The organism is Mesorhizobium sp. P2_F8 (genome assembly GCF_056403655.1).
The window spans coordinates 458488-483635 of sequence record NZ_JBFUFB010000001.1 but is presented as its reverse complement, the minus strand read 5'-3'; the positions used below and the strand labels follow the sequence as shown (position 1 = coordinate 483635).

Annotated in this window: 22 protein-coding genes and 1 riboswitch; of the genes, 14 read left to right on the top strand and 8 right to left on the bottom strand. The window is 63.1% G+C overall.

Annotated features, from left to right (window positions below):
* Nucleotides 1–291 precede the first annotated feature (291 nt).
* The 5 genes from glmM (at nucleotide 292) to serA (ending at nucleotide 6945) form a co-directional block, all read left to right on the top strand.
* Complete coding sequence (gene glmM / locus AC1DZP_RS02310) at nucleotides 292–1644, top strand: phosphoglucosamine mutase (RefSeq protein WP_184872352.1); 1353 nt, start codon at nucleotides 292–294, stop codon at nucleotides 1642–1644.
* 275 nt (nucleotides 1645–1919) lie between these two features.
* Nucleotides 1920–2747, top strand: a complete 828-nt coding sequence (locus tag AC1DZP_RS02305; protein ID WP_457152489.1) for an outer membrane protein — start codon at nucleotides 1920–1922, stop codon at nucleotides 2745–2747.
* A 298-nt stretch (nucleotides 2748–3045) separates the two neighbouring features.
* The gene (locus AC1DZP_RS02300; protein ID WP_477300001.1) at nucleotides 3046–3816 is read left to right on the top strand and encodes an outer membrane protein; all 771 of its coding nucleotides are present in this window, start codon (nucleotides 3046–3048) and stop codon (nucleotides 3814–3816) included.
* A gap of 203 nt (nucleotides 3817–4019) precedes the next feature.
* Nucleotides 4020–5195 carry a phosphoserine transaminase gene (locus AC1DZP_RS02295; RefSeq protein ID WP_477300000.1) on the top strand — a complete coding sequence of 392 codons (1176 nt, stop codon included), beginning with the start codon at nucleotides 4020–4022 and terminating at the stop codon, nucleotides 5193–5195.
* A gap of 151 nt (nucleotides 5196–5346) precedes the next feature.
* Nucleotides 5347–6945, top strand: coding sequence for a phosphoglycerate dehydrogenase (gene serA, locus AC1DZP_RS02290; RefSeq protein ID WP_095089638.1), 1599 nt, complete (start codon nucleotides 5347–5349; stop codon nucleotides 6943–6945).
* A 57-nt stretch (nucleotides 6946–7002) separates the two neighbouring features.
* On the opposite strand, the gene AC1DZP_RS02285 is transcribed toward serA, so the two are convergent.
* Nucleotides 7003–7911, bottom strand: coding sequence for a DMT family transporter (locus AC1DZP_RS02285; RefSeq protein WP_477299999.1), 909 nt, complete (start codon nucleotides 7909–7911; stop codon nucleotides 7003–7005).
* 213 nt (nucleotides 7912–8124) lie between these two features.
* Here AC1DZP_RS02285 and AC1DZP_RS02280 point away from each other — a divergent pair, with 213 nt between their 5' ends.
* A complete protein-coding gene (locus tag AC1DZP_RS02280; protein WP_095089490.1) occupies nucleotides 8125–9423 on the top strand; it encodes an adenylosuccinate synthase in 1299 nt (432 codons plus the stop codon).
* A gap of 74 nt (nucleotides 9424–9497) precedes the next feature.
* Nucleotides 9498–11198, top strand: coding sequence for a hypothetical protein (locus tag AC1DZP_RS02275; protein ID WP_477299998.1), 1701 nt, complete (start codon nucleotides 9498–9500; stop codon nucleotides 11196–11198).
* 29 nt (nucleotides 11199–11227) lie between these two features.
* On the opposite strand, the gene AC1DZP_RS02270 is transcribed toward AC1DZP_RS02275, so the two are convergent.
* The 4 genes from AC1DZP_RS02270 to AC1DZP_RS02255 all read right to left on the bottom strand — a co-directional run bounded on the left by AC1DZP_RS02270 (nucleotide 11228) and on the right by AC1DZP_RS02255 (nucleotide 14361).
* Nucleotides 11228–11527 carry a CcdB family protein gene (locus AC1DZP_RS02270; protein ID WP_477299997.1) on the bottom strand — a complete coding sequence of 100 codons (300 nt, stop codon included), beginning with the start codon at nucleotides 11525–11527 and terminating at the stop codon, nucleotides 11228–11230.
* Complete coding sequence (locus tag AC1DZP_RS02265) at nucleotides 11527–11706, bottom strand: type II toxin-antitoxin system CcdA family antitoxin (RefSeq protein WP_477299996.1); 180 nt, start codon at nucleotides 11704–11706, stop codon at nucleotides 11527–11529. Before AC1DZP_RS02265 ends, AC1DZP_RS02270 begins: the two co-directional genes overlap by 1 nt.
* A 188-nt stretch (nucleotides 11707–11894) precedes the next feature.
* Complete coding sequence (locus AC1DZP_RS02260; RefSeq protein ID WP_477299995.1) at nucleotides 11895–13715, bottom strand: ABC-F family ATP-binding cassette domain-containing protein; 1821 nt, start codon at nucleotides 13713–13715, stop codon at nucleotides 11895–11897.
* Between the two features lies 1 nt (nucleotide 13716).
* Nucleotides 13717–14361 carry a thiamine diphosphokinase gene (locus AC1DZP_RS02255; RefSeq protein ID WP_477299994.1) on the bottom strand — a complete coding sequence of 215 codons (645 nt, stop codon included), beginning with the start codon at nucleotides 14359–14361 and terminating at the stop codon, nucleotides 13717–13719.
* An 88-nt stretch (nucleotides 14362–14449) separates the two neighbouring features.
* A riboswitch (TPP riboswitch) is annotated at nucleotides 14450–14564 on the top strand.
* A 43-nt stretch (nucleotides 14565–14607) separates the two neighbouring features.
* On the opposite strand from AC1DZP_RS02255, the gene thiB reads away from it, so the two are divergent.
* The 4 genes from thiB to AC1DZP_RS02235 all read left to right on the top strand — a co-directional run bounded on the left by thiB (nucleotide 14608) and on the right by AC1DZP_RS02235 (nucleotide 19994).
* Nucleotides 14608–15606, top strand: coding sequence for a thiamine ABC transporter substrate binding subunit (gene thiB, locus AC1DZP_RS02250; RefSeq protein WP_477299993.1), 999 nt, complete (start codon nucleotides 14608–14610; stop codon nucleotides 15604–15606).
* Between the two features lie 257 nt (nucleotides 15607–15863).
* A complete protein-coding gene (gene thiP, locus AC1DZP_RS02245; protein ID WP_477299992.1) occupies nucleotides 15864–17489 on the top strand; it encodes a thiamine/thiamine pyrophosphate ABC transporter permease in 1626 nt (541 codons plus the stop codon).
* Nucleotides 17482–18264: a thiamine ABC transporter ATP-binding protein gene (thiQ, locus tag AC1DZP_RS02240; protein ID WP_477299991.1), complete on the top strand. Its 783-nt coding sequence runs from the start codon at nucleotides 17482–17484 to the stop codon at nucleotides 18262–18264. The genes thiP and thiQ overlap by 8 nt, the downstream gene beginning before the upstream one ends.
* A gap of 260 nt (nucleotides 18265–18524) precedes the next feature.
* Nucleotides 18525–19994 carry a M48 family metalloprotease gene (locus AC1DZP_RS02235; RefSeq protein WP_477299990.1) on the top strand — a complete coding sequence of 490 codons (1470 nt, stop codon included), beginning with the start codon at nucleotides 18525–18527 and terminating at the stop codon, nucleotides 19992–19994.
* A 15-nt stretch (nucleotides 19995–20009) separates the two neighbouring features.
* Here the strand turns inward: AC1DZP_RS02235 and AC1DZP_RS02230 are convergent, their stop codons facing one another.
* Nucleotides 20010–20873 carry an RNA polymerase factor sigma-32 gene (locus tag AC1DZP_RS02230; RefSeq protein ID WP_477299989.1) on the bottom strand — a complete coding sequence of 288 codons (864 nt, stop codon included), beginning with the start codon at nucleotides 20871–20873 and terminating at the stop codon, nucleotides 20010–20012.
* A 328-nt stretch (nucleotides 20874–21201) separates the two neighbouring features.
* On the opposite strand from AC1DZP_RS02230, the gene AC1DZP_RS02225 reads away from it, so the two are divergent.
* The 3 genes from AC1DZP_RS02225 (at nucleotide 21202) to AC1DZP_RS02215 (ending at nucleotide 23562) form a co-directional block, all read left to right on the top strand.
* Nucleotides 21202–21975, top strand: coding sequence for an amino acid ABC transporter substrate-binding protein (locus tag AC1DZP_RS02225; protein ID WP_477227703.1), 774 nt, complete (start codon nucleotides 21202–21204; stop codon nucleotides 21973–21975).
* 136 nt (nucleotides 21976–22111) lie between these two features.
* On the top strand, nucleotides 22112–22792 hold the full coding sequence (locus tag AC1DZP_RS02220) for an amino acid ABC transporter permease (protein ID WP_095089467.1): 681 nt from the start codon (nucleotides 22112–22114) through the stop codon (nucleotides 22790–22792).
* Nucleotides 22789–23562 (top strand): amino acid ABC transporter ATP-binding protein, encoded by a 774-nt coding sequence (locus tag AC1DZP_RS02215; RefSeq protein WP_477299988.1) that lies wholly within the window; start codon nucleotides 22789–22791, stop codon nucleotides 23560–23562. Before AC1DZP_RS02220 ends, AC1DZP_RS02215 begins: the two co-directional genes overlap by 4 nt.
* 86 nt (nucleotides 23563–23648) lie before the next feature.
* Here the strand turns inward: AC1DZP_RS02215 and AC1DZP_RS02210 are convergent, their stop codons facing one another.
* Nucleotides 23649–24230 carry a CarD family transcriptional regulator gene (locus AC1DZP_RS02210; RefSeq protein WP_006327799.1) on the bottom strand — a complete coding sequence of 194 codons (582 nt, stop codon included), beginning with the start codon at nucleotides 24228–24230 and terminating at the stop codon, nucleotides 23649–23651.
* A 370-nt stretch (nucleotides 24231–24600) separates the two neighbouring features.
* Entirely contained in the window at nucleotides 24601–24939 is a 339-nt protein-coding gene (fdxA, locus tag AC1DZP_RS02205) for a ferredoxin FdxA (RefSeq protein WP_095089463.1), read from the bottom strand.
* Nucleotides 24940–25148 lie beyond the last annotated feature (209 nt).

Genomic DNA, 25148 nt, shown 5'->3' with positions numbered 1-25148 from the left:
AAGTGGCGTATATACCGCCCAAAGCTGGCTCCTCCCGACAAGGTGATGAAATTGTTGCCTGTTGCTGGATTGCGAGCAAGATTTTTCCAGGTGCATCCGCGCTGAAATGCTCGCATGACTGGTATATTGCAGCGTGGCAGTCTCAGCAATTGGGTTGCAGTCATGTTGTGTGCAGTGCACAACAATGATTTTCTAAGGATTGGTAACATACAATCACACAATGTGATCATGGCGCCCTGGCCAATTGTGGCATGACGTGCCAGCAAAGAACTGTCGAGGAATCTGGTAAGCATGGCAGGGAATTATTTCGGCACGGACGGCATTCGCGGGCGCGCCAACAAATTTCCGATGACCGCTGAAATCGCGATGCGGGTCGGCATGGCCGCCGGCCTCTCGTTCCAGCGCGGCAGTCATCGTCATCGCGTCGTGCTCGGCAAGGATACCAGGCTTTCGGGTTACATGATCGAGAATGCGATGGTGTCCGGCCTGTGCGCCGCCGGCATGGACGTGTTCCTGCTCGGCCCGATCCCGACGCCTGCGGTCGCCATGCTGGTGCGTTCGCTGCGCGCCGATATCGGCGTCATGATATCCGCCTCGCACAATCCCTACTACGACAACGGCATCAAGCTGTTCGGCCCCGACGGCTACAAGCTCTCCGACGAGATCGAAGAGCGTATCGAGGGCATGCTCGACAAGGACATCGAACTGACGCTCGCCGATTCCGACGGGCTTGGCCGCGCCAAGCGCGTCGACGGCGTGCATGACCGCTACATCGAATTCGCCAAACGCACCTTGCCGCGCTCGATGTCGCTTTCGGGCCTCAGGATCGTCGTCGACTGCGCCAACGGCGCCGCCTACAAGGTGGCGCCCGAGGCACTGTGGGAGCTGGGTGCCGAAGTCGTCGCCATCAATGTCGAACCCAACGGCTTCAACATCAACAAGGAATGCGGTTCGACCCATCCCGCGGGCCTGCAGAAGAAAGTGCACGAAGTGCGCGCCGACATCGGCATCGCGCTCGACGGCGATGCCGACCGTGTGGTCATTGTCGATGAGAACGGGGCGATCGTCGATGGCGATCAGATCATGGCACTGATCGCCGAATCCTGGCACCAGAGCGGGCGGCTTGCCGGCGGCGGCGTCGTGTCGACGGTCATGTCCAATCTCGGGCTCGAGCGTTTCCTCGGCGACATGAAGCTGCAATTGCACCGCACCAAGGTCGGCGACCGCTATGTCGTGGAGCATATGCGCGCGCATGGGCTCAATGTCGGCGGCGAACAGTCGGGCCATATCGTGCTGTCGGATTTCTCGACCACCGGCGACGGCCTGGTTTCGGCGCTGCAGGTGCTGGCCTGCATCAAACGGCAGGGTCGGCCGGTCAGCGAGCTGTCGAAGAAATTCGAACCTGTGCCGCAGCTTCTGAAGAACGTCCATATTTCCGGCGGCAAGCCCCTCGAGGAAGCGCCCGTCAAGGCAGCCATCGAGGACGCCCGTCACCGCCTGGGCAAGGCCGGGCGGTTGGTCATCCGGCCATCCGGCACCGAGCCGCTGATCCGCGTCATGGCCGAGGGCGACGACCCGCAACTGGTCGAGGCCGTCGTCAACGACATCGTCGAAGTCATCTCGGAAACACGCAGCGCCGCCTGATCCTAGCGCGCCCGAAGGGCGTCGCCAAGCGCCCACGCAGGCGTCGCGCCTCAGCATATCCACCCGCAAAAAAGGCCCGCCCTTCTGGCGGGCTTTTTGTTGGCCAGCAGTCGCTCCCGGTCTCGAAAGTCGCGCCCCGATTCCTCGAAGTGTAGAGATTCGTGGTTAAGCAACAGGGTTAAACGCCTTTTAACCTTTGCAATTCATTATCCACGACTGAAAGCAATCGCATTTCGGACACGATCGCCGTTCCGAACTTCCTAGGGGTGACAAGCATGTTCAATACAGCAAGAAAGGCCCTGCTCGCTACGCTGTTCGCGGGGCTGACCGGGCCGGTTTTCGCAGCCGACCTCCCGGTGGTCGAAGAGGCTCCGCCGCCGGTCTACGAGCAGCCGGCCGATATTGGCGGCTGGTATATTCGCGGCGATATCGACTATCACAAGTCGGATGTGCGCGGCGTCGACTACATGACTTACTCCATCGATCCCTGTAATTGCCTGATCACACCCGGCAACAAGAGCTTCGATTTCGCCAATCTCAAGGGCGGTTTCTCGCTCGGCGGCGGTGTTGGTTACAAGGTCAATGATTACTTCCGCACGGACTTGACTGCCGACTACTGGTTCAAGTCGAACTTCGACGGCGGCACTTCGGATGCCGTCTCGACATCGACCGAAGAGTCAAAGATGAGCGCATTGCTCCTGCTGGCAAACGCCTATGCCGATCTCGGCACATACCATGGCATCACACCCTATGTCGGCGCCGGCATCGGCGGCGCGCATGTCAAATGGGATGATCTCAGGGACCCGAACACCACCGAGTTCAACTCCGGCTCGTCCAACTGGCGCTTCGCCTACGCTCTGATGGCCGGTGCTTCCTACTGCCTGACCGACAAGATCATCCTTGATGCCGGTTATCGCTACAGCCACATCCAGGGCGGTCGCATGTTCGAATGGGACGCAAGCAGCGCCGGCCCCGGCTTCGACGGCGGCATCAACACCCACGAGGTGCGCGGTGGCCTGCGCTATCAGTTCGGCGGGAACAACGGTTGCGCGGCGCCGGTGGTTGCCTATCAGCCCGAACCCGAGCCGGTCTACACCAAGTAACGCCAGCATTCCCAGCAAGTTCGCGAACCGCCCGGCATCGACCGGGCGGTTTTCGTTTGAGCGGTTCTGCGTTTCATGGAAACGCAGAACCGCTCAATCTCTTTGTCTTGACGCAATCCGTTTGACACTTTTCCTGGAATTGCTCGTGGGTCGCCTGCAATGAAAGTTTCCGCCGGAAATGAATTTGCTAACGCTCTGTTAGCCTTAACCGGCACTTAACCACTATGGTTAACAATGCTTCCTGAAACGATGGCTGCCGTTGCAATAGCTGGCGGCGCCAAATTCGGGAGTCGGGTCCATGACAGTTACTTCGCGTATAGCGCTGGCGCTCGGCGCACTTGCCCTTATGCCGCTGACGCCCACGCTCGCCGCCGACTATGATCCGCCGATCTACGTCGACCAGGCGCCGGACTATGTGCCCGTCGAGGTCGGCTCGGGCTGGTATCTGCGCGGCGATGTCTCCTATCTGGTGCAGAAGAGCTTCGAAAATGAGGATTTCACCTTCACGCCGGCGAGCTACGACGACAAGGAAGATCCCATCTTTGTCAGCATCGGCTTTGGCTACCATTTCAACGACTATCTGCGTGCAGATCTCAATCTCGGCTACCTGCCCGGCAACAAGATCAGCGTCGGCTATGACAATTCAGCGATCGTGACGCCGCCGGTAGAGTCGACCGTGGCATCGGCATCGCTGAAGAACTACGCCTTCTCGGGCATGCTCAACGGTTATGTCGACCTTGGTACCTATGTCGGGATCACGCCCTACCTCGGCGCCGGTATCGGCGTTGTCCGCAGCACGCGCAAGCTTTCGGCTAGCTTCATCGACAACAATGACCCGACCAGCGAGTTGATCCAGCAGGACGACCAGACCAAGTACTCGCTGGCTTACACGTTGAATGCGGGCCTTGCCTATCAGGTGTCGAAGAACGTTTCCGTCGATCTGGGCTATCAGTATTTTTCCGCCCCCGACGCCGAATATGTGACTGCCGAAAGCCTGACCTCCTTCCCGGTCCACAAGGGGATCAGCAATCACCAGCTCAAGCTCGGGCTACGCTACGATCTCTGGTAGCAGGCTCGGTAGGCATGAAAACACCGGCGGCGGATCTTCGGATCCGCCGTTTGCGTTCGAGGTCGCGACATCCTGATCACGGATCGCCGGTATCCTGCCAACGACAAAAACTTTCCTCTTGACGCCCGAAGCCTGAACGCATATCGCCGTCCGTGGGCCACCCCTCCCCAACGAGGGGCCACTATCTGGAAGGATAGACCACGATGACGGCACATACGAAGCCCGGACTCCGTCCGGCAAATCCCAATTTCTCCTCAGGTCCCTGCGCAAAACGCCCCGGCTGGTCGGTCGAGGCGCTGAAAGCTGCCGCGCTCGGCCGTTCGCACCGCGCCAAGATCGGCAAGGCCAAGCTCGAACAGGCGATCGAGCTGACGCGGGAAATTCTCCAGGTTCCGGCGGACTACCGCATCGGCATCGTGCCGGCGTCGGACACCGGCGCGGTCGAGATGGCGCTGTGGTCGCTGCTCGGCGAGCGCGGCGTCGACATGGTCGCCTGGGAGAGCTTCGGCTCCGGCTGGGTCACCGATGTGGTCAAGCAGCTCAGGCTTGCCGACGTGCGCAAGATCGAGGCCGGCTACGGCCAATTGCCCGACCTGGCGAAGATCGACTTCGATCGCGATGTGGTCTTCACATGGAACGGCACCACGTCGGGCGTGCGGGTGCCTAACGGCGATTTCATTCCCGCGGATCGCAAGGGCCTGACCATCTGCGACGCGACTTCGGCCGCCTTCGCGCAAAGGCTCGACTTCCACAAGCTGGATGTCGTCACCTTCTCCTGGCAGAAGGTGCTGGGCGGCGAGGGCGCGCATGGCATGCTGATCCTGTCGCCTCGCGCCGTCGAGCGGCTGGAGACCTACAAGCCGGCCTGGCCGCTGCCGAAGATCTTCCGCCTGACCTCGGGCGGCAAGCTTATCGAAGGCATCTTCAAGGGCGAGACCATCAACACGCCGTCGATGCTGTGCGTCGAAGATTATCTCGACGCGCTTCACTGGGCGAAGTCGATTGGCGGCCTCGAGGCACTGATCGCCAGAGCCGATGCCAATGCCGCCGTCATCGATCGCTTTGTCGGCAAGTCCTCATGGCTCGGTCATCTCGCCGTCGAACCGGCGACGCGGTCGAACACTTCGGTCTGCCTGTCCTTCACCGACCCGGACGTGTCCGCGCTCGACGCCGACGGGCAGGCGGCTTTCGCCAAGGGGCTGGTCTCAGTGCTCGACAAGGAAGGTGTCGCCTATGACATCGGCGCCTATCGCGACGCACCGCCCGGCCTGCGCATCTGGTGCGGCGCGACGGTGGACACCGCCGATCTCGAAGCGCTGCTGTCCTGGCTCGACTGGGCCTTTGCCGCGCAAAAGGCCTCGCTCAAGGCCGCGGCCTGACTCCGAAGGGCTGGGTGGGGTCGCCTCCACCCGGCTCAACGATCCAACATCCAGAAGATCAGGCCATCCGGCCACAAGGACCCCATCCCGGCGCTTCCGCGCCGACCCTCCTCTCAAGGTGGAGGGTCGCCAATCGCAAAGGATCAAATCCATGCCTCGCGTTCTCGTCTCAGACAAACTTTCTCCCACCGCCGTGCAGATCTTCAAGGATCGCGGCGTCGAGGTCGACTATCTGCCCGACCTCGGCAAGGACAAGGAAAAGCTCGCCGAAGTGATCGGCCAGTATGACGGCCTCGCCATCCGCTCGGCGACCAAGGTCACCGAAAAGCTGATCAATGCCGCCACCAATCTCAAGGTCATCGGCCGCGCCGGCATCGGCGTCGACAATGTCGATATCCCGGCGGCGAGCCGCAAGGGCATCATCGTGATGAACACGCCCTTCGGCAATTCGATCACCACCGCCGAACATGCGGTGGCGATGATTTTCGCGCTGGCGCGCCAGATCCCGGAAGCCAACGCCTCGACCCATGCCGGCAAATGGGAAAAGAACCGCTTCATGGGCGTCGAGATCACCGGCAAGACGCTGGGCATCATCGGCTGCGGCAACATCGGCTCGATCGTCGCCACGCGCGGCGTCGGCCTCAAGATGCATGTCATTGCCTTCGACCCGTTCTTGTCGGACAAGCGGGCCGAAGAGCTTGGCGTCGACAAGGTCGAGCTGGATGAGCTTTTCGCCCGCGCCGACTTCATCACGCTGCACACGCCGCTGACCGACAAGACGCGCAACATCATCGACGCCGCCGCGATCGCCAAGATGAAGAACGGCGTGCGCATCATCAACTGCGCGCGTGGCGGGCTGGTCGTCGAAGCCGACCTGATCGCGGCGCTGAAGAGCGGCAAGGTGGCTGGTGTCGGCATCGACGTTTTCGAGGTTGAGCCGGCCGAGCAGAACGCGTTGTTCGGCATGGAGAATGTGGTGGCAACGCCGCATCTCGGCGCCTCGACGGCGGAAGCGCAGGAGAATGTCGCGCTGCAGGTCGCCGAACAGATGGCCGACTACCTGATCAAGGGCGCCGTCTCCAACGCGATCAACATGCCGTCGATCACCGCGGAGGAAGCGCCGCGGCTGAAGCCCTTCGTCAAGCTCGCCGAAGTGCTCGGCGCCTTTGTCGGCCAGGTCACCGAGGACCCGATCACGGAGGTCGAGATCCTGTTCGACGGCTCGACCGCGACGATGAACACGCGCGCGCTGATCAGCGCCACCCTTGCCGGGCTGATCCGGCCGCAGGTCTCCGACGTCAACATGGTGTCGGCGCCGATCATGGTGAAGGAGCGCGGCATCATCGTTGCCGAGGTCAAGCGCGACAAGTCCGGCGTGTTCGACGGCTACATCAAGCTGACGGTCAAGACCGAGCACAAGACACGCTCGATCGCCGGCACCTGCTTCTCCGATGGCAAGCCGCGCTTCATCCAGATCAAGGGCATCAATCTCGACGCCGAGGTCGGCCAGCACATGCTCTATACGACCAATGCCGACGCGCCGGGCATCATCGGCCTGCTCGGCACGGTGTGCGGCGAGAACGGCGTCAACATCGCCAACTTCCAGCTTGGCCGCAACCGGCCTGGCGGCGATGCCATCGCGCTGCTCTATCTCGATGCGCCGTTCCCGGAAAACGTGCTGGAGCAGGTCAAGGCGCACAAGTCGATCGACTCGGCCAAGCGGCTGCACTTCGACGTCAACGCGATGTGACGCCGCGACCTGTTGCGAAAGATCGAAAGGCGCGGCTGGTCCGCGCCTTTCGTTTGTTCAGCGTGTCCTGGCCGACCGCAGCGCTGCCTTGCGCCCGCTGTATTCGGCAAGCCCGATGCCGCCCACCACAAGCACCAGAGCCAGCGCCTGGTAGAGCTGGAATGTCTCGCCGACGATCAGCACCGAAAGCAGCGTGCCGAAGATCGGTACCAGGTTGATGAACAGGCCGGCGCGGTTGGCGCCGATCAGTTCGTTGCCCCTGATGTAGAAGATCTGCGAGATGGCCGAGGCGCCGACCGCGGTATAGACAATGACCAGCCAGCCGCGCGCGTCGGGCACGATGACCTTGCCGGCGGCGATCTCCCACACGAAGAAGGGCAGCGAGGTGACAAGTGCGGCAACCGACAGGGCCAGCATCAGGCTCTGCCAGTGCATCGCCGGCTTCAGCCGCAGCCCGACCGAATAGCCGCTGTAGAGAAACACAGCGACCAGCATGATGGCGTCGCCGAAATTGAGCTCCAGCGTCAACAGCCGACGCGGGTCGCCATGGCAGGCAGTCAGGACCACGCCGGCGATGGTCAGCACGACGCCGACAATCTGCGCCCCGTTCACGCGCAAGCGGAAGAAGACGAAATTGGCGACGATGATCAGGATCGGCATCGCCGCCTGTTCGATCGAGACGTTGATGGCCGTCGTGTAGTTGAGCGCGGTGTAGAAGATCGTGTTGAACAAGGTGAAGCCGCTGGCGCCAAGGGCCGCCAACACGAGCCAGTGCTTGCGCACCACCGGCCAGTCCTTGCGGATCGTCTGAAGGCCGATCGGCAGCAAGATCGCCACGGCCAGCACCCAGCGCAGGAAGACGAGTGTCATCGGCGAGACGTGATCGACCGCCAGCTTGCCGGCCACCGAGTTGCCGCCCCACAGCAAGGTGGTGAGCAGCAGGAATATGTAGGCGCGTCGATGCATGGCGGGATTCCGGCCGCCAGAGGTGAGCTGCGGTGTTTGCCGGCCTATTGCCCCCGTCTGCCCAAGTAAATGATGTCAAAGCCGAAAATTGTTGTGCCTCAGCGCAATTTTGGCGGCAAAGAAAGGTCGCGCTCACGAGGTCTTGACGTTATAGAGGCCTGTCGTTTCGAACCATATTCAAGCCGCTTGGCGGCGTCTCAAGGGAAAAGAAACATGGCCAATGTGGTGGTCGTCGGCTCGCAGTGGGGCGACGAGGGCAAGGGCAAGATCGTCGACTGGCTGTCGGAGCGCGCCGATGTCGTGGTGCGTTTCCAGGGTGGCCACAATGCCGGCCACACGCTGGTCGTCGACGGCAAGGTCTACAAATTGTCGTTGCTTCCGTCCGGGGTCGTGCGCCAGGGCAAGCTGTCCATCATCGGCAATGGCGTCGTTTTCGACCCGCATGCTTTCGTCGCCGAAGTGGCGAAGCTCAAGGCGCAAGGCGTCGAAGTGGCGCCGGATCGCCTGAAAATAGCCGAAAACACGGCGCTTATCCTGTCGCTGCATCGGGAGCTGGACGGATTCCGCGAGGACGCCGCCTCCAATTCCGGAACGAAGATTGGCACGACCCGCCGTGGCATCGGCCCGGCCTATGAAGACAAGGTGGGCCGGCGCGCGGTCAGGGTGATGGATTTGGCGGATTTGGAAACGCTGCCCTTGAAGGTCGACAGGCTGCTGACGCACCACAACGCGCTGCGTCGCGGGCTTGGCCATGCCGAAGTCACGCATGATGCGATCATGCATGAGCTGACCTCGGTCGCGGCCGAGATCCTGCCCTATATGGACCGGGTGTGGAAAATCCTCGACGACAAGCGCCGCGCCGGCGAGCGCATCCTGTTCGAGGGGGCGCAAGGCACGTTGCTCGATATCGACCACGGCACCTATCCGTTCGTCACCTCGTCGAACACGGTCGCCGGGCAGGCAGCGGCCGGTTCGGGCGTCGGCCCGGGCGCCATCGGCTATGTGCTCGGCATCACCAAGGCCTATACGACGCGCGTCGGCGAAGGCCCGTTCCCGACCGAGCAGAAGAACGAGATCGGCGAGTTCCTCGGCACGCGCGGCCATGAATTCGGCGTCGTCACCGGCCGCAAGCGCCGCTGCGGCTGGTTCGACGCGGTGCTGGTGCGCCAGGCCGTCGCCGTCAACGGCATCAAGGGCATCGCGCTGACCAAGCTCGACGTGCTCGATGGGCTGGATGAGATCAAGGTCTGCACCGGCTACCGTCTCGACGGCGAGATGATCGACTATCTGCCGGCCAGCCAGGGCGCGCAGGCACGCGTCGAACCGGTCTACGAGACCCTGGAGGGCTGGAAGGGCACCACCGCCGGCGCACGCAGCTGGAACGATCTTCCGGCCCAGGCGGTCAAATATGTCCGCTACATCGAGGAGCTGATCGGCGCCCCGGTCGCGCTCCTGTCCACCAGCCCGGAACGGGATGACACGATACTTGTGACCGATCCGTTTCAAGACTAGTTTCTCAGCCTTTCCGGGCATCGCGGCCGATTTGCGGGGGCCGGCCCGGGAGCAAAATACAGGTCGACCGAAGCATGGCAGATTTCGTTTCTGTTCTGAAAAGGCAGCTCGACAAGCACGGCGAGCCGGGACTCGATACGCGCAAGCGGATCTATGACGGTGCGCGTACCGCACTCGAAAAGAGGCTTGCGGAATTTTCGCCGCCGCTGTCCGCCGAGGTCATAGCCAAGCAGAAGCGCTCCCTGGAAGACGCTGTCGCGAGTGTCGAGCGGGACTACGCCAAGAGCGCGCCGGACACTGATCCGCTTGCGGAGCTGGAACACATCTTTTCCTCGATCGACCGCAACAAGAACCAGCCGAGCCATGCACGGCAACCGACGAAGGAAGAACCAACCTGGCCGGCACCGCCCGCGGCCAAACCGGAACCTTATCGACCGGCGCCACCACCTGCCGCCAAGGTCGAGCCAAGCTGGCAAAAGCCGACGCCAGCGCCTGCTCGCACAGAAACGCCCCTTCCGGGGATGGACAGCGAGGAGGCCGAGGACGACGGGGTCGATGTCTTTTCAAGCAACGAAGAGCCGGTGTCGGACACTTTCCAGCGCCTGAGGCCCGCCGAACGCAGGCGCAGCTATGGCGGCTTGATCGCTGTCGTCGTCGCCTTGCTGGTCGTTGCCGGTGGTGGCTATGGCATCTGGCTGAACAAGGACGCCTTCGGCAAGATGCTGGGGCTCGACGGCAGCACCAAGGTCGTGAAGACGGAACCGGTGAAGCCGGCGCCGGCCAAGCCGGCAACAGATGCCGCGGCAGCGCCGCCAGCACCCGCGGCCGGCGGCACCGAAAGCGAAGCCCCGAAATTCACCCAGCGGCTGACGCCGCAGGGCAGCGAAGTCGACCCCGGCCCGGCCGGCGGACAGAGCGGCATCGGCGAAGGCGAATCGGTCGCCGCACTGACCACGCCGCCCTCGGCGACGAACGCGCCAGCGGTTTCTGCACCGGCTGCCGCCACTCCGCCCGCGGCCGCACCCGCCACAACGCCGCCACCGGGTACGGCACCGGCGACGCCTCCTGCAGCGGAGGCCGCACCTGCGGCGCCCGCTGCAGCCGCCACTCCGCCGCCAGCCCCAGCAGGCGCAACGCCGCCAGCATCGGCAGGCGCCGCGCCTGCGGCGCCGGCAGCCGCACCGGCAGCCGCGGCGGCCGCGCCTGCAGAAACCGCGTTGCCGGTGGGCCAAAAGGCAATCTTCTATGAAGAGCGCACCAGCACCGCCCAGGGTTCGGCGGAGCCCGGCAGCATCGTCTGGTCGCTGGTGCAGGAATCGCCCGGTGGCGACCTGCCACCGGAACCGGCGATCCGTGCTGAGGCAACCATTCCCGGCAAGGACATCCAGTTGCGCATGACCATCCGTCGCAACACCGACCAGACATTGCCGGCCAGCCATATCATCGAGATGATCTTCCTGACGCCCGACGGCTTCGAAGGCGGCGGTGTCGACAACATCCTGCGCGTCGCGATGAAGAGTTCAGAACAGGATGCCGGCAGCCCGCTGATCGGCATTCCGGCCAAGATCGCCGACGGTTTCTTCCTCGTTGCGCTCAACGACTCAAAGGCCGATGAGGACGCCAACATGACCTTGCTTCGCGGGCAGGACTGGATCGACGTGCCGGTCGTCTACAAGACCGGACGGCGGGCGCTGCTGACCATGGAAAAGGGCATCCCTGGCGAGAAGGTGTTCGACGAGGCGATCAAGGCCTGGCAGGCGAAGACGGCGGGCTGAGCAGGGCGTCGGGCGCGGCGCCCGCTGTCTCAAAAGCCCTGGAGCAGCATGTCGAGCGCGGCGACGATGACGTCATGCTGCTTCGCCAGGTTCAGTCGACTATCACCCAATTCGCTGGCAGCCACGGTTGCGATCAGATGGGTGGCCATGACCAGTTTTCGTCCGTTGATTTCGAAGGTGGGATGGAGCTCTCGCATCGGCGGCGACGCCGTTGCGACCGGTAGAAGCGGAACCACCACCCGTGTTTTGAAATTGGCGAGCAAGTCGGATTGAACGTCGAGCAAATAGCTGCCTTCGATGCGCCCCGCGAAGACATCGAAACGTGGCATCAGAACTGCCGCGAGTCTTCCAGCGGGATGCCGTGTTTTTCGACATAGTCGTTCCACGCATCCATGGTGGGGCGATTCTCAAGTTTCCACAGCCGTGTTTTTTCGGCCGCCACAGCTTCCGCGATGCCAGCCTCCGCGGCGCGCGAGACATTCACGTCAAGGCCCTTGGCTTCCCTCATGAGGTTCGAATCGATCGACAGATTTGCTGGCTTACGGATCGCATTGCGAGGCAATCTTGCGCATAGCAGCCTCCACAGTATGCGCATAATGTATGCGCATTTCCGCCGGCCCTTCGCTATGGCTCCGGGCGTTCGTCACTTCAATCGACAAATCGTTGTCGATTGATCGGCCTGCGGCCGAACGCTCCTCACCCTTCCATCTCCTCGCGCAGCATCTCGAGTTGCAGCCACTCTTCCTCCAATGCGGCCAGCGTCGCGCGCTCCTTGTCGAGGGCGGCGATGGTCTTCTGGAACGAGGCCGGATCGCGCTCGTAATAGGCCGGATCGGCGATGTTGTTCTCAAGCCTCGAGATCGACGCCATCACGGCTTCGATTTTCTTGGGCAGGGTTTCCAGCGCGAATTTCTGCTTGAACGACAGCTTCTTCGCCGGCCCCTTTGGCGCGGCGGCTTCATTCTTGGTCGCGACCGGGGCTTCGCCGGCTTCGGTTTTCGCCCGCGCCTTGCGATCGTCTAGCCTCGTGCCGCCGCGCTGCGCCAGCATGTCCGAATAGCCGCCGGCATATTCGATCCAGCGCCCGCCGCCGTCCGGTGCAATGATGCTGGTCACGGTGCGGTCGAGGAAATCGCGGTCGTGGCTGACCAGGATGACAGTGCCGGCAAAGCCGGCGACCAATTCCTGCAGCAGTTCCAGCGTCTCCATGTCGAGATCGTTGGTCGGCTCATCGAGCACCAGAAGGTTTGCCGGCCGCGCCAGTACGCGCGCTAGCAAGAGCCGCGCCCGTTCGCCGCCAGATAGCTCGCGCACGGGCGTGCGTGCTTGCTCGGCCTTGAACAGGAAATCCTTCATGTAGGAGACGACATGGCGCTGCTCGCCATTGATGACGAGGTTCTCGCCGCGTCCGTCGGTGAGATATTGCGCCAGCGTCTCCTGTGGGTCGACCGCCTCGCGCTTCTGGTCGAGCGTAGCGATCTCCAGATTGGTGCCGAGCCGCACCGAACCGGCGTCGGGCTTCAACTCACCGGTCAGCATCTTCAGCAGCGTCGTCTTGCCGGCGCCGTTCGGCCCGACGAGGCCGACGCGGTCGCCTCGCTGGATGCGGGTCGAGAATCCCTTGACCACGGTGAGTTCGCCGAAGCTCTTCTCGATGTTCTTCGCCTCGATCACCAGCTTGCCGGATTCGGCGGCGTCGCTCGCCACCATGGTTGCCGAGCCTTCGGCGCCGCGATGGCCACGAAAACGCTGGCGCATGGTCTGCAATTCGCCAAGGCGGCGCATGTTGCGCTTGCGCCGTGCCGTCACGCCGTAGCGCAGCCAGTGCTCCTCGCGCACGATCTGACGGCCGAGCTTGTGCTGTTCGCGCTCTTCCTCTTCCAGCACGAGGTCGCGCCATTCCTCGAAATGGCCAAAGCCCTTGTCCAGCCTGCGGGTCTGGCCGCGATCGAGCCAGACGGTGGCGCGCGATACGCGCTCGAGGAAGCGGCGGTCGTGCGAGATGACGACGAGCGCCGAGGAAGTGCGGACGAGCTCTTCTTCCAGCCATTCGATCACCGAGAGATCGAGATGGTTGGTCGGCTCATCAAGCAGCAGAATATCGGGCTCCGGCGCCATGACGCGGGCGAGTGCCGCGCGCCTTGCCTCACCGCCGGAAAGATCGTTTGGCCGCTCCTCGCCCGACAGGCCGAGATGCTCCATCAGATAGCTGGCGCGGTATGGATCGTCGGCAGGTCCGAGCCCGGCCTCGACATAGGCGCGCACCGTCGCAAAACCCTCCATGTCGGGCATCTGCGGCAAATAGCGAATTGTCGCCGAAGGCTGCCGGAATACCTCGCCGTCCTGCGGCTCGATCAGGCCGGCGGCGATCTTCAGCAGCGTCGACTTGCCAGACCCGTTGCGGCCGACCAGCGCGATCTTGTCGCCGGCCGAGGCGGTCAAGGCGGCGCCATCGAGCAGCGGCGTGCCACCGAAGGTCAGTTTTATCCCGTCGAGATTGAGAAGGGGCGGGGCCATGTCAGCTTTCAGGTAGTGGATAAGGGTGGGCGAGCAACAGCGCGCGGCCCTGGCCGAGTGTGATTTCGAGGCGGCCCTTGACCTCGTTGGAGATGGTCAATGACGAACCGAACGCCACCTTGACGCGGTCGAGCGGCCATTTGGCGCCGGCAACGGTCAGGCCGGAAAGATCGGAAAAGCCGAGGACAGAAAACAACGTGCCGTCGGCATAGTCGAAGCTGGACTTCCCGTGCAGCAGCGGAGAGCCTTCCTGCGCGCCGCTGGTCAAAACTATCTCTGTTCCGGCTTCGGCCAGCCGCAGCGCAAGTGCCAGATGCAGGAAGGCGTGGTCGGCGCGCTTGCCGCCGAAAGCGCCGGCGAGCACCAGGCGGGTCGCGCCGCGCTCCAGTGCGGCGGCGACCGCCAGTTCGCCATCGGTCTGGTCCTTCTCCGCCGGAAAGGTCCGACGGGGCACGGCGGCGAGGTCGTCCGGCAGGTTGGCCGGCACGGAATCGAAATCACCCACCCACAGTTCCGGGACAAGGCCCAGCAGACGCGCATGGCCGATGCCGGCGTCGGCGGCGATGACGTGGGAGCCTTCGACCTGGTGGTCGAGCCGTGGCGTGCGGATGAGATCGCCGCCAAGCAGGATGGTGAATGTGCTCATATCGTGTGGCCCTTACCAGCCCGGCACGGGAAACGGAAGGCCGGCAAACTGCCACTTGCGTGAGGGATCGGCCCGGCCTATGTCTCGAAACGCTCTAACGGGGTGCCGGACGCGATCTTCGCGGACCGGCTGAGAGGCAAACTCGCCAACCCGCTGAACCTGATCCGGTTTGTACCGGCGGAGGGATTAGACGTTTCGGACAGTCCGGCGCCTCAATTCCTTTCAATTCGAACGAAGGAGGCGCCGATGCGCACGCTTTTCTACTCCCTTGCCTCAGCTGTGGTTGTGGCCCTGTCCGGACCTGCCTTGGCCAAGGACAAGCTCACCGTCTACACCTATGAGAGTTTCACCGCCGACTGGGGTCCGGGTCCGGTTGTGAAAAAGGAATTCGAAGCCGAGTGCGGCTGCGATGTCGAGTTCGTCTCCGTCGCCGACGGCGTCGCGCTGCTCAACCGCGTCAGGTTGGAAGGGGCATCGACCAAGGCCGACATCGTGCTCGGCCTCGACACCAATCTCACCGCCGATGCCAAAGCCACGGGCTTGTTTGCGCCGCATGGCGCGGTGTCCGACGTCAATGTGCCGGGCGGCTGGAGCGACGATACATTCGTTCCCTTCGACTATGGCTATTTCGCCGTCGTCTACGACACTGAAAAGCTGAAGAGCCCGCCGAAGAGCCTTAAGGACCTGGTCGAAGGCAGCGCCGACGACAAGATCGTCATCCAGGATCCGCGCACCTCGACCCCGGGTCTCGGCCTGCTGTTGTGGGTCAAGTCGGTCTATGGCGACAAGGCGCCGGAAGCCTGGGCCAAGCTCAAGTCGAAAGTGCTGACCGTGACGCCGGGCTGGAGCGAGGCCTATGGCCTGTTCACCAAGGGCGAGGCGCCGATGGTGCTGTCCTACACGACGTCGCCGGCCTATCACATGGTCGCCGAGAACACCGAGCGCTACCAGGCAGCGTCGTTCGAAGAGGGCGAATATTTGCAGATCGAGGTCGCCGGCATCACCACGACTGGGGCGAAAAACCCGCTGGCGGAAAAGTTCATGGCTTTCATGACCGGACCGAAATTCCAGGATGCCATCCCGGAGACCAACTGGATGTTCCCGGCCGGCAAGACCGACAAGCCGCTCAACCCGGCCTTCGACAAACTGGTCAAGCCGACCAAGACCTTGCTGTTCAGCCCGGAGGAGGTCGCCGCCAACCGCAAGACCTGGGTCGATGAATGGCTGGCGGCGATGAGCAAGTAGGATTCAAGATTCGCCATATGTTTGTGCCAAGTCACCCCCCTCTGGCCTGCCGGCCATCTCCCCCGCAAGGAGGGAGATCGGCAGCTCTGTCGCCTCGCTCATTCCTGCCATTTTGGAAATTGGCCTGGGTGGCGAAACGAGCAATCGCCCCCCTTGCGCGGGAGATGTCCGGTAGGACAGAGGGGGGTGGGCGGGAACTAGACCTTAGCCAAGCATTTCAATCAATTGACACCCATGACAGCGTTGGGTAGCGCGACATGCCCACGCGCCATCCAGCTGACCCCCGCATCACCGCCGGCATCGTCGCGCTCGCCGCCATCGCGCTGCTGATCGGCGGCGCGTTTGCCGGGCTGCTTTTCGAAGGCGCTCACGACTTCTCCGGCGCCTGGGCAGCCTTCGATCCTTATCTGCTGCGCGTCGTTCGCTTCACGCTCTTGCAAGCGGCGCTCTCGACGCTGCTTTCGGTCGGGCCGGCGCTGTTGGTGGCGCGCGCGCTGTCGCGGCATCCGCGCTTCCCTGGCCGCGCCTTCATCCTGCAGCTGTTCGCCGTACCGTTGGCGCTGCCGGCCATCGTCGCGGCACTCGGCATTCTCGCTCTCTATGGCCGTGCCGGTTATTTCGCCGGCGTGTTCGCGGTGATCGGCGGTGGGAACTGGCCGGGCATCTATGGCCTGTCAGGCATCCTCGTCGCGCATGTCTTCTTCAACCTGCCGCTCAGCGTGCGGCTGTTCCTCGAGGCATTGCAGACCATTCCCGCCGATCAGTGGCGGTTGGCCAGCCAGCTCGGCATGGGCGCGCGGCCGGCGTTCCGGCTGATCGAATGGCCAACGCTGCGTGCGGCGTTGCCGGGTGTCGCCGGGCTTGTGTTCATGCTCTGCATCACATCCTTCACGATCGTGCTGACGCTCGGCGGCGGGCCGGCCGCGACGACGCTGGAGGTCGGCATCTACCAGGCGCTGCGCTTCGATTTCGATCCCGCGCGGGCCGTCACGCTGACATTGCTGCAGATTGCCTTGACGTTTGTCGTCGTGCTGGCGCTGACGCGGCTTGGCGCCAATGTGGTCGGCGACACCAATCTGCCGGTGGCGCCACGCCGCTACCTCTCCGTCAATGGGACAGAAACCTTGCTGAACGTCGTGCTCATCGTGCTCGCGCTGCTGTTTGTCGTCGGACCGATGGCGGCCACTGTGATGGCCGGGCTTGGCGCCGATCTCGGCCGGCTGGCCGGCGAGGCCGTCGTGCGGCAGGCGACGCTGACCAGTGCGGTGCTGGCCTTCCTGTCGGCCCTGCTTTCCGTGACGCTGTCGCTGGCGCTGACCATGGCGCGCCGGGCGCTGGCGCTGAACCGCCGCTCCGGCGCAAAGGCGATGCTCGAGCATGCCGCCGATACCGGCGCCGGTTTTGTCCTCGTCGTGCCGCCGATCGTCGTCGGCGCCGGCTGGTTCCTGTTGCTGCGCCATGTCGGAGATGTCTTTGCCATCGCCCCGGTCATGGTCGTCACCGTCAACGCGGTGATGGCAATGCCGTTCGCGCTGCGCGCTGTCCGTCCCGCCTATGATGCGGCGAGCGAGCGTCACGAACGGCTCTGTGCGCAGCTCGGAATCACGGGCTGGAACCGGTTGATGCTGGTCGACTGGCCGTCGCTGCGGCGGCCGCTCGCCACCGCCTTTGCTTTCGCCATGGCGCTGTCGCTCGGCGATCTCGGCGTCATCGCGCTGTTCGGCAGTGATTCCGTGCAGACCTTGCCTTACCTTCTGTTGGCGCGCATGGGCAGCTACCGCACGCAGGACGCTGCCGGCCTGGCGCTGCTGCTCGGCCTGGTCTGCCTCGCGTTGATCATGGCGACGCACTGGCTGGGAACGGAGAAGGACCGGGATGCCTGACGGGGTGGCCAGCAGGACTGAAAAGGGCGCCCCGGTGAGGCTGGACCAGGTGTGGTTCAGCTATGGCGAGGCGCCGCTCGTTTTCGATGTCGATTTCGCCGCGGCGAAAATCACCGCCGTCATGGGGCCGAGCGGTTCTGGCAAGTCGACGCTGCTCAACCTAGTGGCGGGCTTCGAGACGCCGCAGTCGGGCCGCGTGCTGATCGGTGGGGCCGATGTCAGCGCTGAGCCGCCGTCGGCGCGGCCTGTGTCGATGGTGTTCCAGGAAAACAATCTCTTTGCGCATCTTTCGGTGGAGCAAAATGTCGGGCTTGGCCGCTCGCCATCCTTGCTGCTGACCGACACGGACCGCGCCGCGATCGCCGAGGCGCTCGAACGCACTGGCCTTGCCGGCAAGGAAAAGCGCCTGCCACGCGAACTCTCCGGCGGTGAGCGCCAGCGCGTCGCCCTGGCCCGGGTCCTGGTGCGCGACCGGCCAGTGCTCCTGCTCGACGAACCCTTCGCCTCGCTCGGACCGGCGCTGCGCGACGACATGCTGGATCTGGTCGCCGCGGTGCATGTCGAACGAGGCATGACGGTGCTGTTCGTCACCCACCAGCCCGAGGATGCCCGCCGAATCGGCGAGCACGTGGTGTTTCTGGACAATGGCGTTGTCGCGGCAACCGGCAAGGCGGACGAATTCTTCACCGGGGCTGGCCCGGAAGTGTTCCGGCGCTATATCGGCACGGGTGCCGGGGATGCCGTATCACGAGATGTTGCCCGGAAGCGGACATAATTTACGGTCAAACCGGCTCCAGGCGATGCGGCGCTTGCTTGCCATGGCTGGAGGAGTGTGGCTAGGTCCGCCCTACTGGTCCGGCACAGGCCGTGATTTGCCTGCAGCATCCGCCGCTCGCCCCCGAGGGGACGCGCGACGGATGCTGCAGCAGTTTGAGATAGCGCATGACATTTTCCGAAGATCGCCCCCGATTTTCGTGGTCATGCGCCGGGACCCGAAAGGAAGCCGTTCTGGCGATCGGCGTTGACAAACTACGAATGAATCCGCTGGCGCGCTTTCTCGCGTTGGCCGGCTTTGCCGTGGCGCTGGCGAGCTGCCAGATGTTCACGCCTCCCGAGGTTCAGGAATCCGGCTTCCAGCCTTCCGACAGGCCAATCACTGTCGACAATGTCGCTGCCAACAGCAAGCTCGCCGAACTGGCCAAGGCGCAGCATCCTCGCATCCTGGCCACCTATGGCGGCGAATACTCCGATCCCAAGCTCGAGCGCATGGTCGCCAAGGTGGTCGGCAACCTGACCGTCGTGTCGGCCAATCCGACGCAGACCTATCGCATCACCATTTTGAATTCGCCCAACGTCAATGCCTTCGCGCTGCCGGGCGGTTATCTCTACATCACGCGCGGTCTGCTGGCGCTGGCCAATGATTCGGCCGAGCTTGCCGCGGTCATCGCGCATGAGATGGGCCACGTCACCGCCAACCATGGCTTGCAGCGCCAGCAGCTGGAAGCCGAGGAAGGCCTGGCGACCAAGGTGGTTTTGGATGTGCTCGGCGACAGCCCGACCGCCAAGGCGGCGCTGATCCGAGGCAAGCTCAGACTGGCGCAATTCTCGCGCAACCAGGAGCTGGAGGCCGACGCCATCGGCATCAAGTCGATCGGCGAAGCCGGCTACGATCCTTTCGCCGCCGGCCGCTTCCTGCAGTCGATGTCGGCCTATACCGATTTCCGCTCGATCAGCGGCGCCACCGACGCCAGCCTCGACTTCCTGGCCACCCACCCCAACACGCCGCAGCGCATCGATCTGGCGCAGCGCCATGCCCGCCAGTTCGGCGCGCCCGGCTTCGGCACGCGCGACCGCGATTCGTTCCTCGCCGGCATAGACGGCCTGCTCTATGGCGACACGCCCGAGGAAGGCTATGTGCGCGGCGAAACCTTCCTGCATCCGGGCCTTGGCGTGTCCTTCTCGGTGCCCCAAGGCTTCATCATCGACAATTCGGCTGCGGCGGTGACGGCAACAGGGCCTGGTGACATGGCGATCCGCTTCGACGGTGTTTCGATCGACAAGAACCGGGCGCTCACCGACTATATCCGCAGCGGCTGGGTGGCTGGGCTAGACGACAGCACCGTCAAGCAGGAAACGATCAACGGCAACGAGGCGGCGACCGCGCATGCCGGTGCCGAAGGCTGGCAGTTCGATATCGCCGTGATCCGCGCCGGCGGTCAGGTCTACCGGCTGCTGACGGCGGCGCCGTCGGCCAGCACGTCGCTGGATGCGGTGGCGCGTTCGGTGAGCGGATCGTTCCGTATCCTCAGTGCCGCGGAAAAGGCGGCGCTGAAGCCGCTGCATATCCGCGTCGTCACCGTTCAACCCGGGCAGACGATGGGCTCGCTTTCCGCCCAGATGGTTGGTGTCGACCGCAAGCTCGACCTGTTCCGCGTGCTGAACGCGCTGTCGCCGGGTGCCGCGGTCTCGGCCGGCGACAAGGTCAAGATCGTCACCGACAAGTAAGACGCCTGCCGCGGGTCAGGCGGCAGTCGCCAGAAATTCCGGATTCTGCTTCACCAGCGCTACCTTGAGCTTTTCCATGGCGCGCGCCTCGATCTGGCGGACGCGTTCCTTGGAGATGCCAAGCGTCTCGCCGAGCGCTTCCAGCGTTGCACCTTCGTCGCTCAACCGGCGTTCCTCGATGATCCGGAGCTCGCGGGCGTTGAGGGCGGCGAGCGCCGCTTTCAACCACACGGAGCGGCGCTCGACATCGATCGTGTCGCCGACGACCTCGTCGGGCAGAGGATCGTCCGAGACGAGGAAATCCATGCGCTCGTTCGAACCCGCGTCATCGGCAACCGGCATGTTGAGCGAGGAGTCGGGCGCCGACAGCCGCGAATCCATCATCGCGACGTCGGCCTCGGAGACGCCGAGCGCCTGCGAAACCTCGCGATAGAGCGTTGCGTTGGACAGCGGTTCGGTGCCGTTGGCCAGCCGTGCGCGCAAGCGGCGCAGGTTGAAGAAAAGAGCCTTCTGCGCCGAGCTGGTGCCGCCGCGCACGATAGACCAGTTGCGCAGGATGTAGTCCTGCATCGAGGCGCGGATCCACCACGTCGCGTAGGTCGAAAACCGCACCTCGCGTTCAGGCTCGAAGCGGGCGGCCGCTTCAAGCAGGCCGACATGCCCTTCCTGGATCAGATCGCCGAGCGGCAGACCGTAGTGGCGGAATTTGGAGGCCATGGAAATGACCAGCCGCATATGCGCAACGGTGATGCTGTGCAGCGCGTTCTGGTCGTTGTCTTTTTTCCAGAGCAATGCGAGCCGGTGCTCTTCTTCACGTTCGAGGTAGGGAGCCCTCATTGCCGCGCGGACCATGATCCGTCCTGCAGTGTCTTCCATCATGAGGCGCTCCCTGGCTCAGGCGATGCGGATGACTTTGCAAACTTGGCAGGGCGCCCGGGTTGAAATCGCAGCGTCGTGCCCTAGAAATCCAGAACGTGCCATGCAGGAAAATGGTTCCGTAGCCGTTGGCGGCTGGATTTGTTGTCCGAGGGATCTCGGCGATGATCGGTGACCCTGTCGATTGCGGCCAGAAAGCACTATTTCGAGAATCTGATTTCAGAAGTTGGTTGTTTTTGAAATCCTGTTCCTTATTTTTTCGACTTGTATCTGCCAGTTTCCAACCCTCACAACATGCCGGACAGCCGGCCAAGGACGGGATCACAGAAAAATGAAATGGCTCAAGTCGCTTATCATCGCCGGAACACTGCAGGCTCTGGCTGTCACGTCGGGCCATGCCGGCGCCAATCTCGACCAGATCAAGCAGGCAGGCGTCATCAAGGTCGGTACGGAAGGCACCTATGCGCCGTTCACCTATCATGACACTTCGGGCGCTCTGGTGGGCTTCGACGTCGAAATCGCCAAGGCCATCGCCGACAAGCTCGGCGTCAAGGCCGAGTTCCTCGAAGGCAAGTGGGACGGGCTGATCGCCGGTCTCGACGCCAATCGCTATGATACCGTCATCAACGAAGTCGGCATCACCGACGCGCGCAAGGCCAAATACGACTTCTCCGATCCCTACATCGCCTCCAAGGCGGTGCTGATCGTGCGCGGCGACAACACCGACATCAAGACCTTCGCCGATCTCAAGGGCAAGAAGTCGGCGCAGTCGCTGACCTCGAATTTTGGCAAGCTCGCAGAAACAAATGGCGCCGAACTCGTCGGCACCGACGGCTTCGACCAGTCGATCCAGCTGCTTCTGACCGGCCGTGCCGACGCCACCATCAATGACAGCCTGTCGTTCCTCGACTTCAAGAAGCACAAGCCCGACGCCAATGTGAAGATCGCCGCGCAAGAGGAAAACGCCGACTATTCCGGCGTCATCGTGCGCAAGGGCGATCCGGAACTGGTTGCGGCGATCAACAAGGCGCTGGCCGACATCAAGGCCGACGGCACCTATAAGAAGATCGCCGACACCTATTTCGGCCAGGACGTTTCGAAGTAATTCATGCGTGAGGCCGGTCTCCGGCTGATGAGATATCAAGCGGCGAGCCGTCTTTGACGGTCCGCCGCTTTTGTCATGATATGCCGAGCGCATTCGCGCTCTGATCAAGCCGCCTCGACCATTTGGAGGGTCTTACGTGCCGCACTGGCTGCAACTGATGCTGGAGTCGCTGCCTTCGCTGTTGTGGGCGGCCCTGATCTTCACCGTGCCGTTGACACTGCTGTCCTTCGTTCTGGGCTTGACGGTCGGCCTCGGTGCAGCGCTTGCCCGGCTATTCGGCCCGAAGCCGCTGGTCGCGCTTGTGCGCTTCTATGTCTGGATCTTCCGCGGCACGCCGCTGCTGGTGCAGCTGTTCCTGATCTTCTACGGCCTGCCGTCGGTCGGCATCCTGCTCGACGCCTTTACCGCCGCGTTGATAGGCTTCACGCTCAACATCGGCGCCTACACGTCGGAAATCATCCGCGCCGCAATAGGCTCGGTGCCGAAGGGCCAGTGGGAAGCCGCCTATTCGATCGGCATGACCTGGAGCCAGGCGATGCGGCGCACCATACTGCCGCAGGCCGGACGGGTCGCGGTGCCGCCGCTCTCCAACACCTTCATCTCGCTGGTCAAGGATACGTCGCTGGCCGCCGCCATCACCGTGCCGGAAATGTTCCAGGCCGCGCAGCGCATCGTCGCCACCACCTATGAGCCGCTGATCCTCTATGTCGAGGCGGCGATCCTGTATTTGGCGATGAGCTCGGTGCTGTCGGCCTTGCAGACGCGGCTGGAAGAACGACTCAACCGCTATGGCGGCTTCCTGGAGGCGCGCTCATGATCGGCCTCACCAACATCGAAAAGCGCTTCGGCGACAATCTCGTGCTGAAGGGCGTGACGGTCACCATCGCCGAAGGCAGCGTCACGGCGCTGGTCGGCCCTTCGGGTGGCGGCAAGAGCACGCTGCTGCGCTGCATCAACCTGCTGGAGATCCCGACATCCGGCACGGTGCGGATCGGTGACGAGACGCTCGAGTTCCACCCCGGCGGCAAGGTTCCGTCCAGGGATATCCAGCGCTTGCGCCTGCAAACCGGGATGGTGTTCCAGAACTTCCAGCTGTTTCCGCATCGCACCGCGATCGAGAATGTCATGGAGGGCCTGGTGACGGTGCTGAAATGGCCAACGGAGCGGGCGCGCGAGCGGGCACTCGCTTTGCTGGAAAAGGTCGGCATGGCACACAAGGCCGACGCCTGGCCGGCAACGCTGTCGGGCGGCCAGCAGCAGCGCGTGGCGATCGCCCGCGCGCTCGCCCCGTCGCCGAAAGTGCTGCTATGCGACGAGCCGACCTCGGCGCTCGACCCGGAACTGGCGCAAGAGGTGGTCGACGTGCTCGGCAAGCTCGCCAGCGAAGGGACGACCATGGTGATGGCGACGCATGATCTGCGCCTCGCCTCCAAGATCGCGCAGGAGGTGGTCTTCCTCGATGCCGGCGTCATCGTCGAGAAAGGCCCGGCGGCCCTGCTGTTCGGCAATCCGGAACACCAGCGGACCAGGCGTTTCATTGCGACGCTGAAGCAAGAAGCGGAGAGGGAAGGCGGCGGTGAGGCGTAGGCGCCGTCCTCGCTTCAGCCTATTGTCCCAGAAACAAAAAACCCGGCGCGAGGCCGGGTTTTTCATGGATTCAAAGCTGAAAAAGTTCAGGCAGCTTCTTCCTGCTCGGCTTCCTCATTGTCGGCCTTGGCGCCCCGCTTAGGGCCCTTGTTTAGGTTGACCTCGATCAGGCGCACGGCTTCGGTTTCCGACATCCGGTTGACCGCCGCGATCTCGCGGGCCATGCGGTCGAGTGCCGCCTCGTAGAGCTGGCGTTCGGAATAAGACTGCTCGGGCTGGTTGTCGGCGCGGTAGAGGTCGCGCACAACTTCCGAGATCGAGATCAGGTCGCCGGAATTGATCTTCGCATCATACTCCTGGGCGCGGCGCGACCACATGGTGCGCTTGACGCGGGCGCGGCCCTGCACGACTTTCAGTGCGCGCTCGACATAATCCTCTTCCGACAGCTTGCGCATGCCAATGGAGGTCGCCTTGGCGACCGGCACCTTCAGACGCATCTTGTCCTTCTGGAAGTCGATGACGAACAGTTCCAGCTTGTGCCCAGCGACTTCCTGCTCGTCGATCGAGACGATCTGGCCGACGCCATGCGCCGGATAGACAATGTACTCGCCGGTCTTGAAACCGTGACGCGCAGCGGTGGACTTCTTCTGCGGGGTTATCGTTGCCATTGCGCCCTGAACTCCTTGTTGTGGTACCGGCGTCCTGCCGGCCCGAACTCGCGCGATCGGGGAAACCGATCGTTAGCCGCACAACAGATGAACCCATCCGGAAAAGCCGGGACCGGCAAACCGCAATAGTGCGACCGCCTGGCCCAGATTGCTCTGGTCCGGAATGAGATTTTCACCTTTCAGTGATTTGGGGCGTCTGCGCCATAAATCGACGTTGTGTCACCGGCATGTTTGGCTGATGTAACACAAAAAGTCGGAAGAATCAAGGTTTTGCTGCATAAGCGAAGGCCACAGTTAAGCGCCGCCTGTCAAGGCGCTTTATGTGACCTGTCTCTTACCCAACGTAATACCAGCCTTTGCGGACCTGTTGTCAATCGCCTTCGCCGGGCTCGGCCGAGAAGTATTTCTCGAACTTACCGGCCTCGCCGTCGAAGGATTTGGCGTCGGCCGGAGGTTCCTTCTTGGCGGTGATATTGGGCCATTTCTCGGCGTATTCGGTGTTGATCTGCAACCATTTGTCGAGCCCTGACTCAGTGTCGGGCTTGATCGCGTCGGCCGGGCATTCCGGCTCGCAGACGCCGCAGTCGATGCACTCGTCGGGGTGGATGACGAGCATGTTCTCGCCTTCGTAGAAACAATCGACCGGACAGACCTCGATGCAGTCCATATATTTGCATTTGATGCAATTGTCGGTCACGACATAGGTCATCGGTCGGCTCCGGGACGTCCCATTTTGTTGGGCTTTTTCCGTGAGGTAACGCCTTTGCCCGCCGCTTGCAAGGGCAGCCATGCCTGGTGGCATCAGCGTTTCCGAAATGGAATTCCAGACTGCAGGCCCGGTAGGGATCGGTCAGGTCCCGCGAAGTGCCTTGTTTGCCGGGTTCAGGGTTCGTTTTGTGCGTCTCGTTGCCCCAAAAT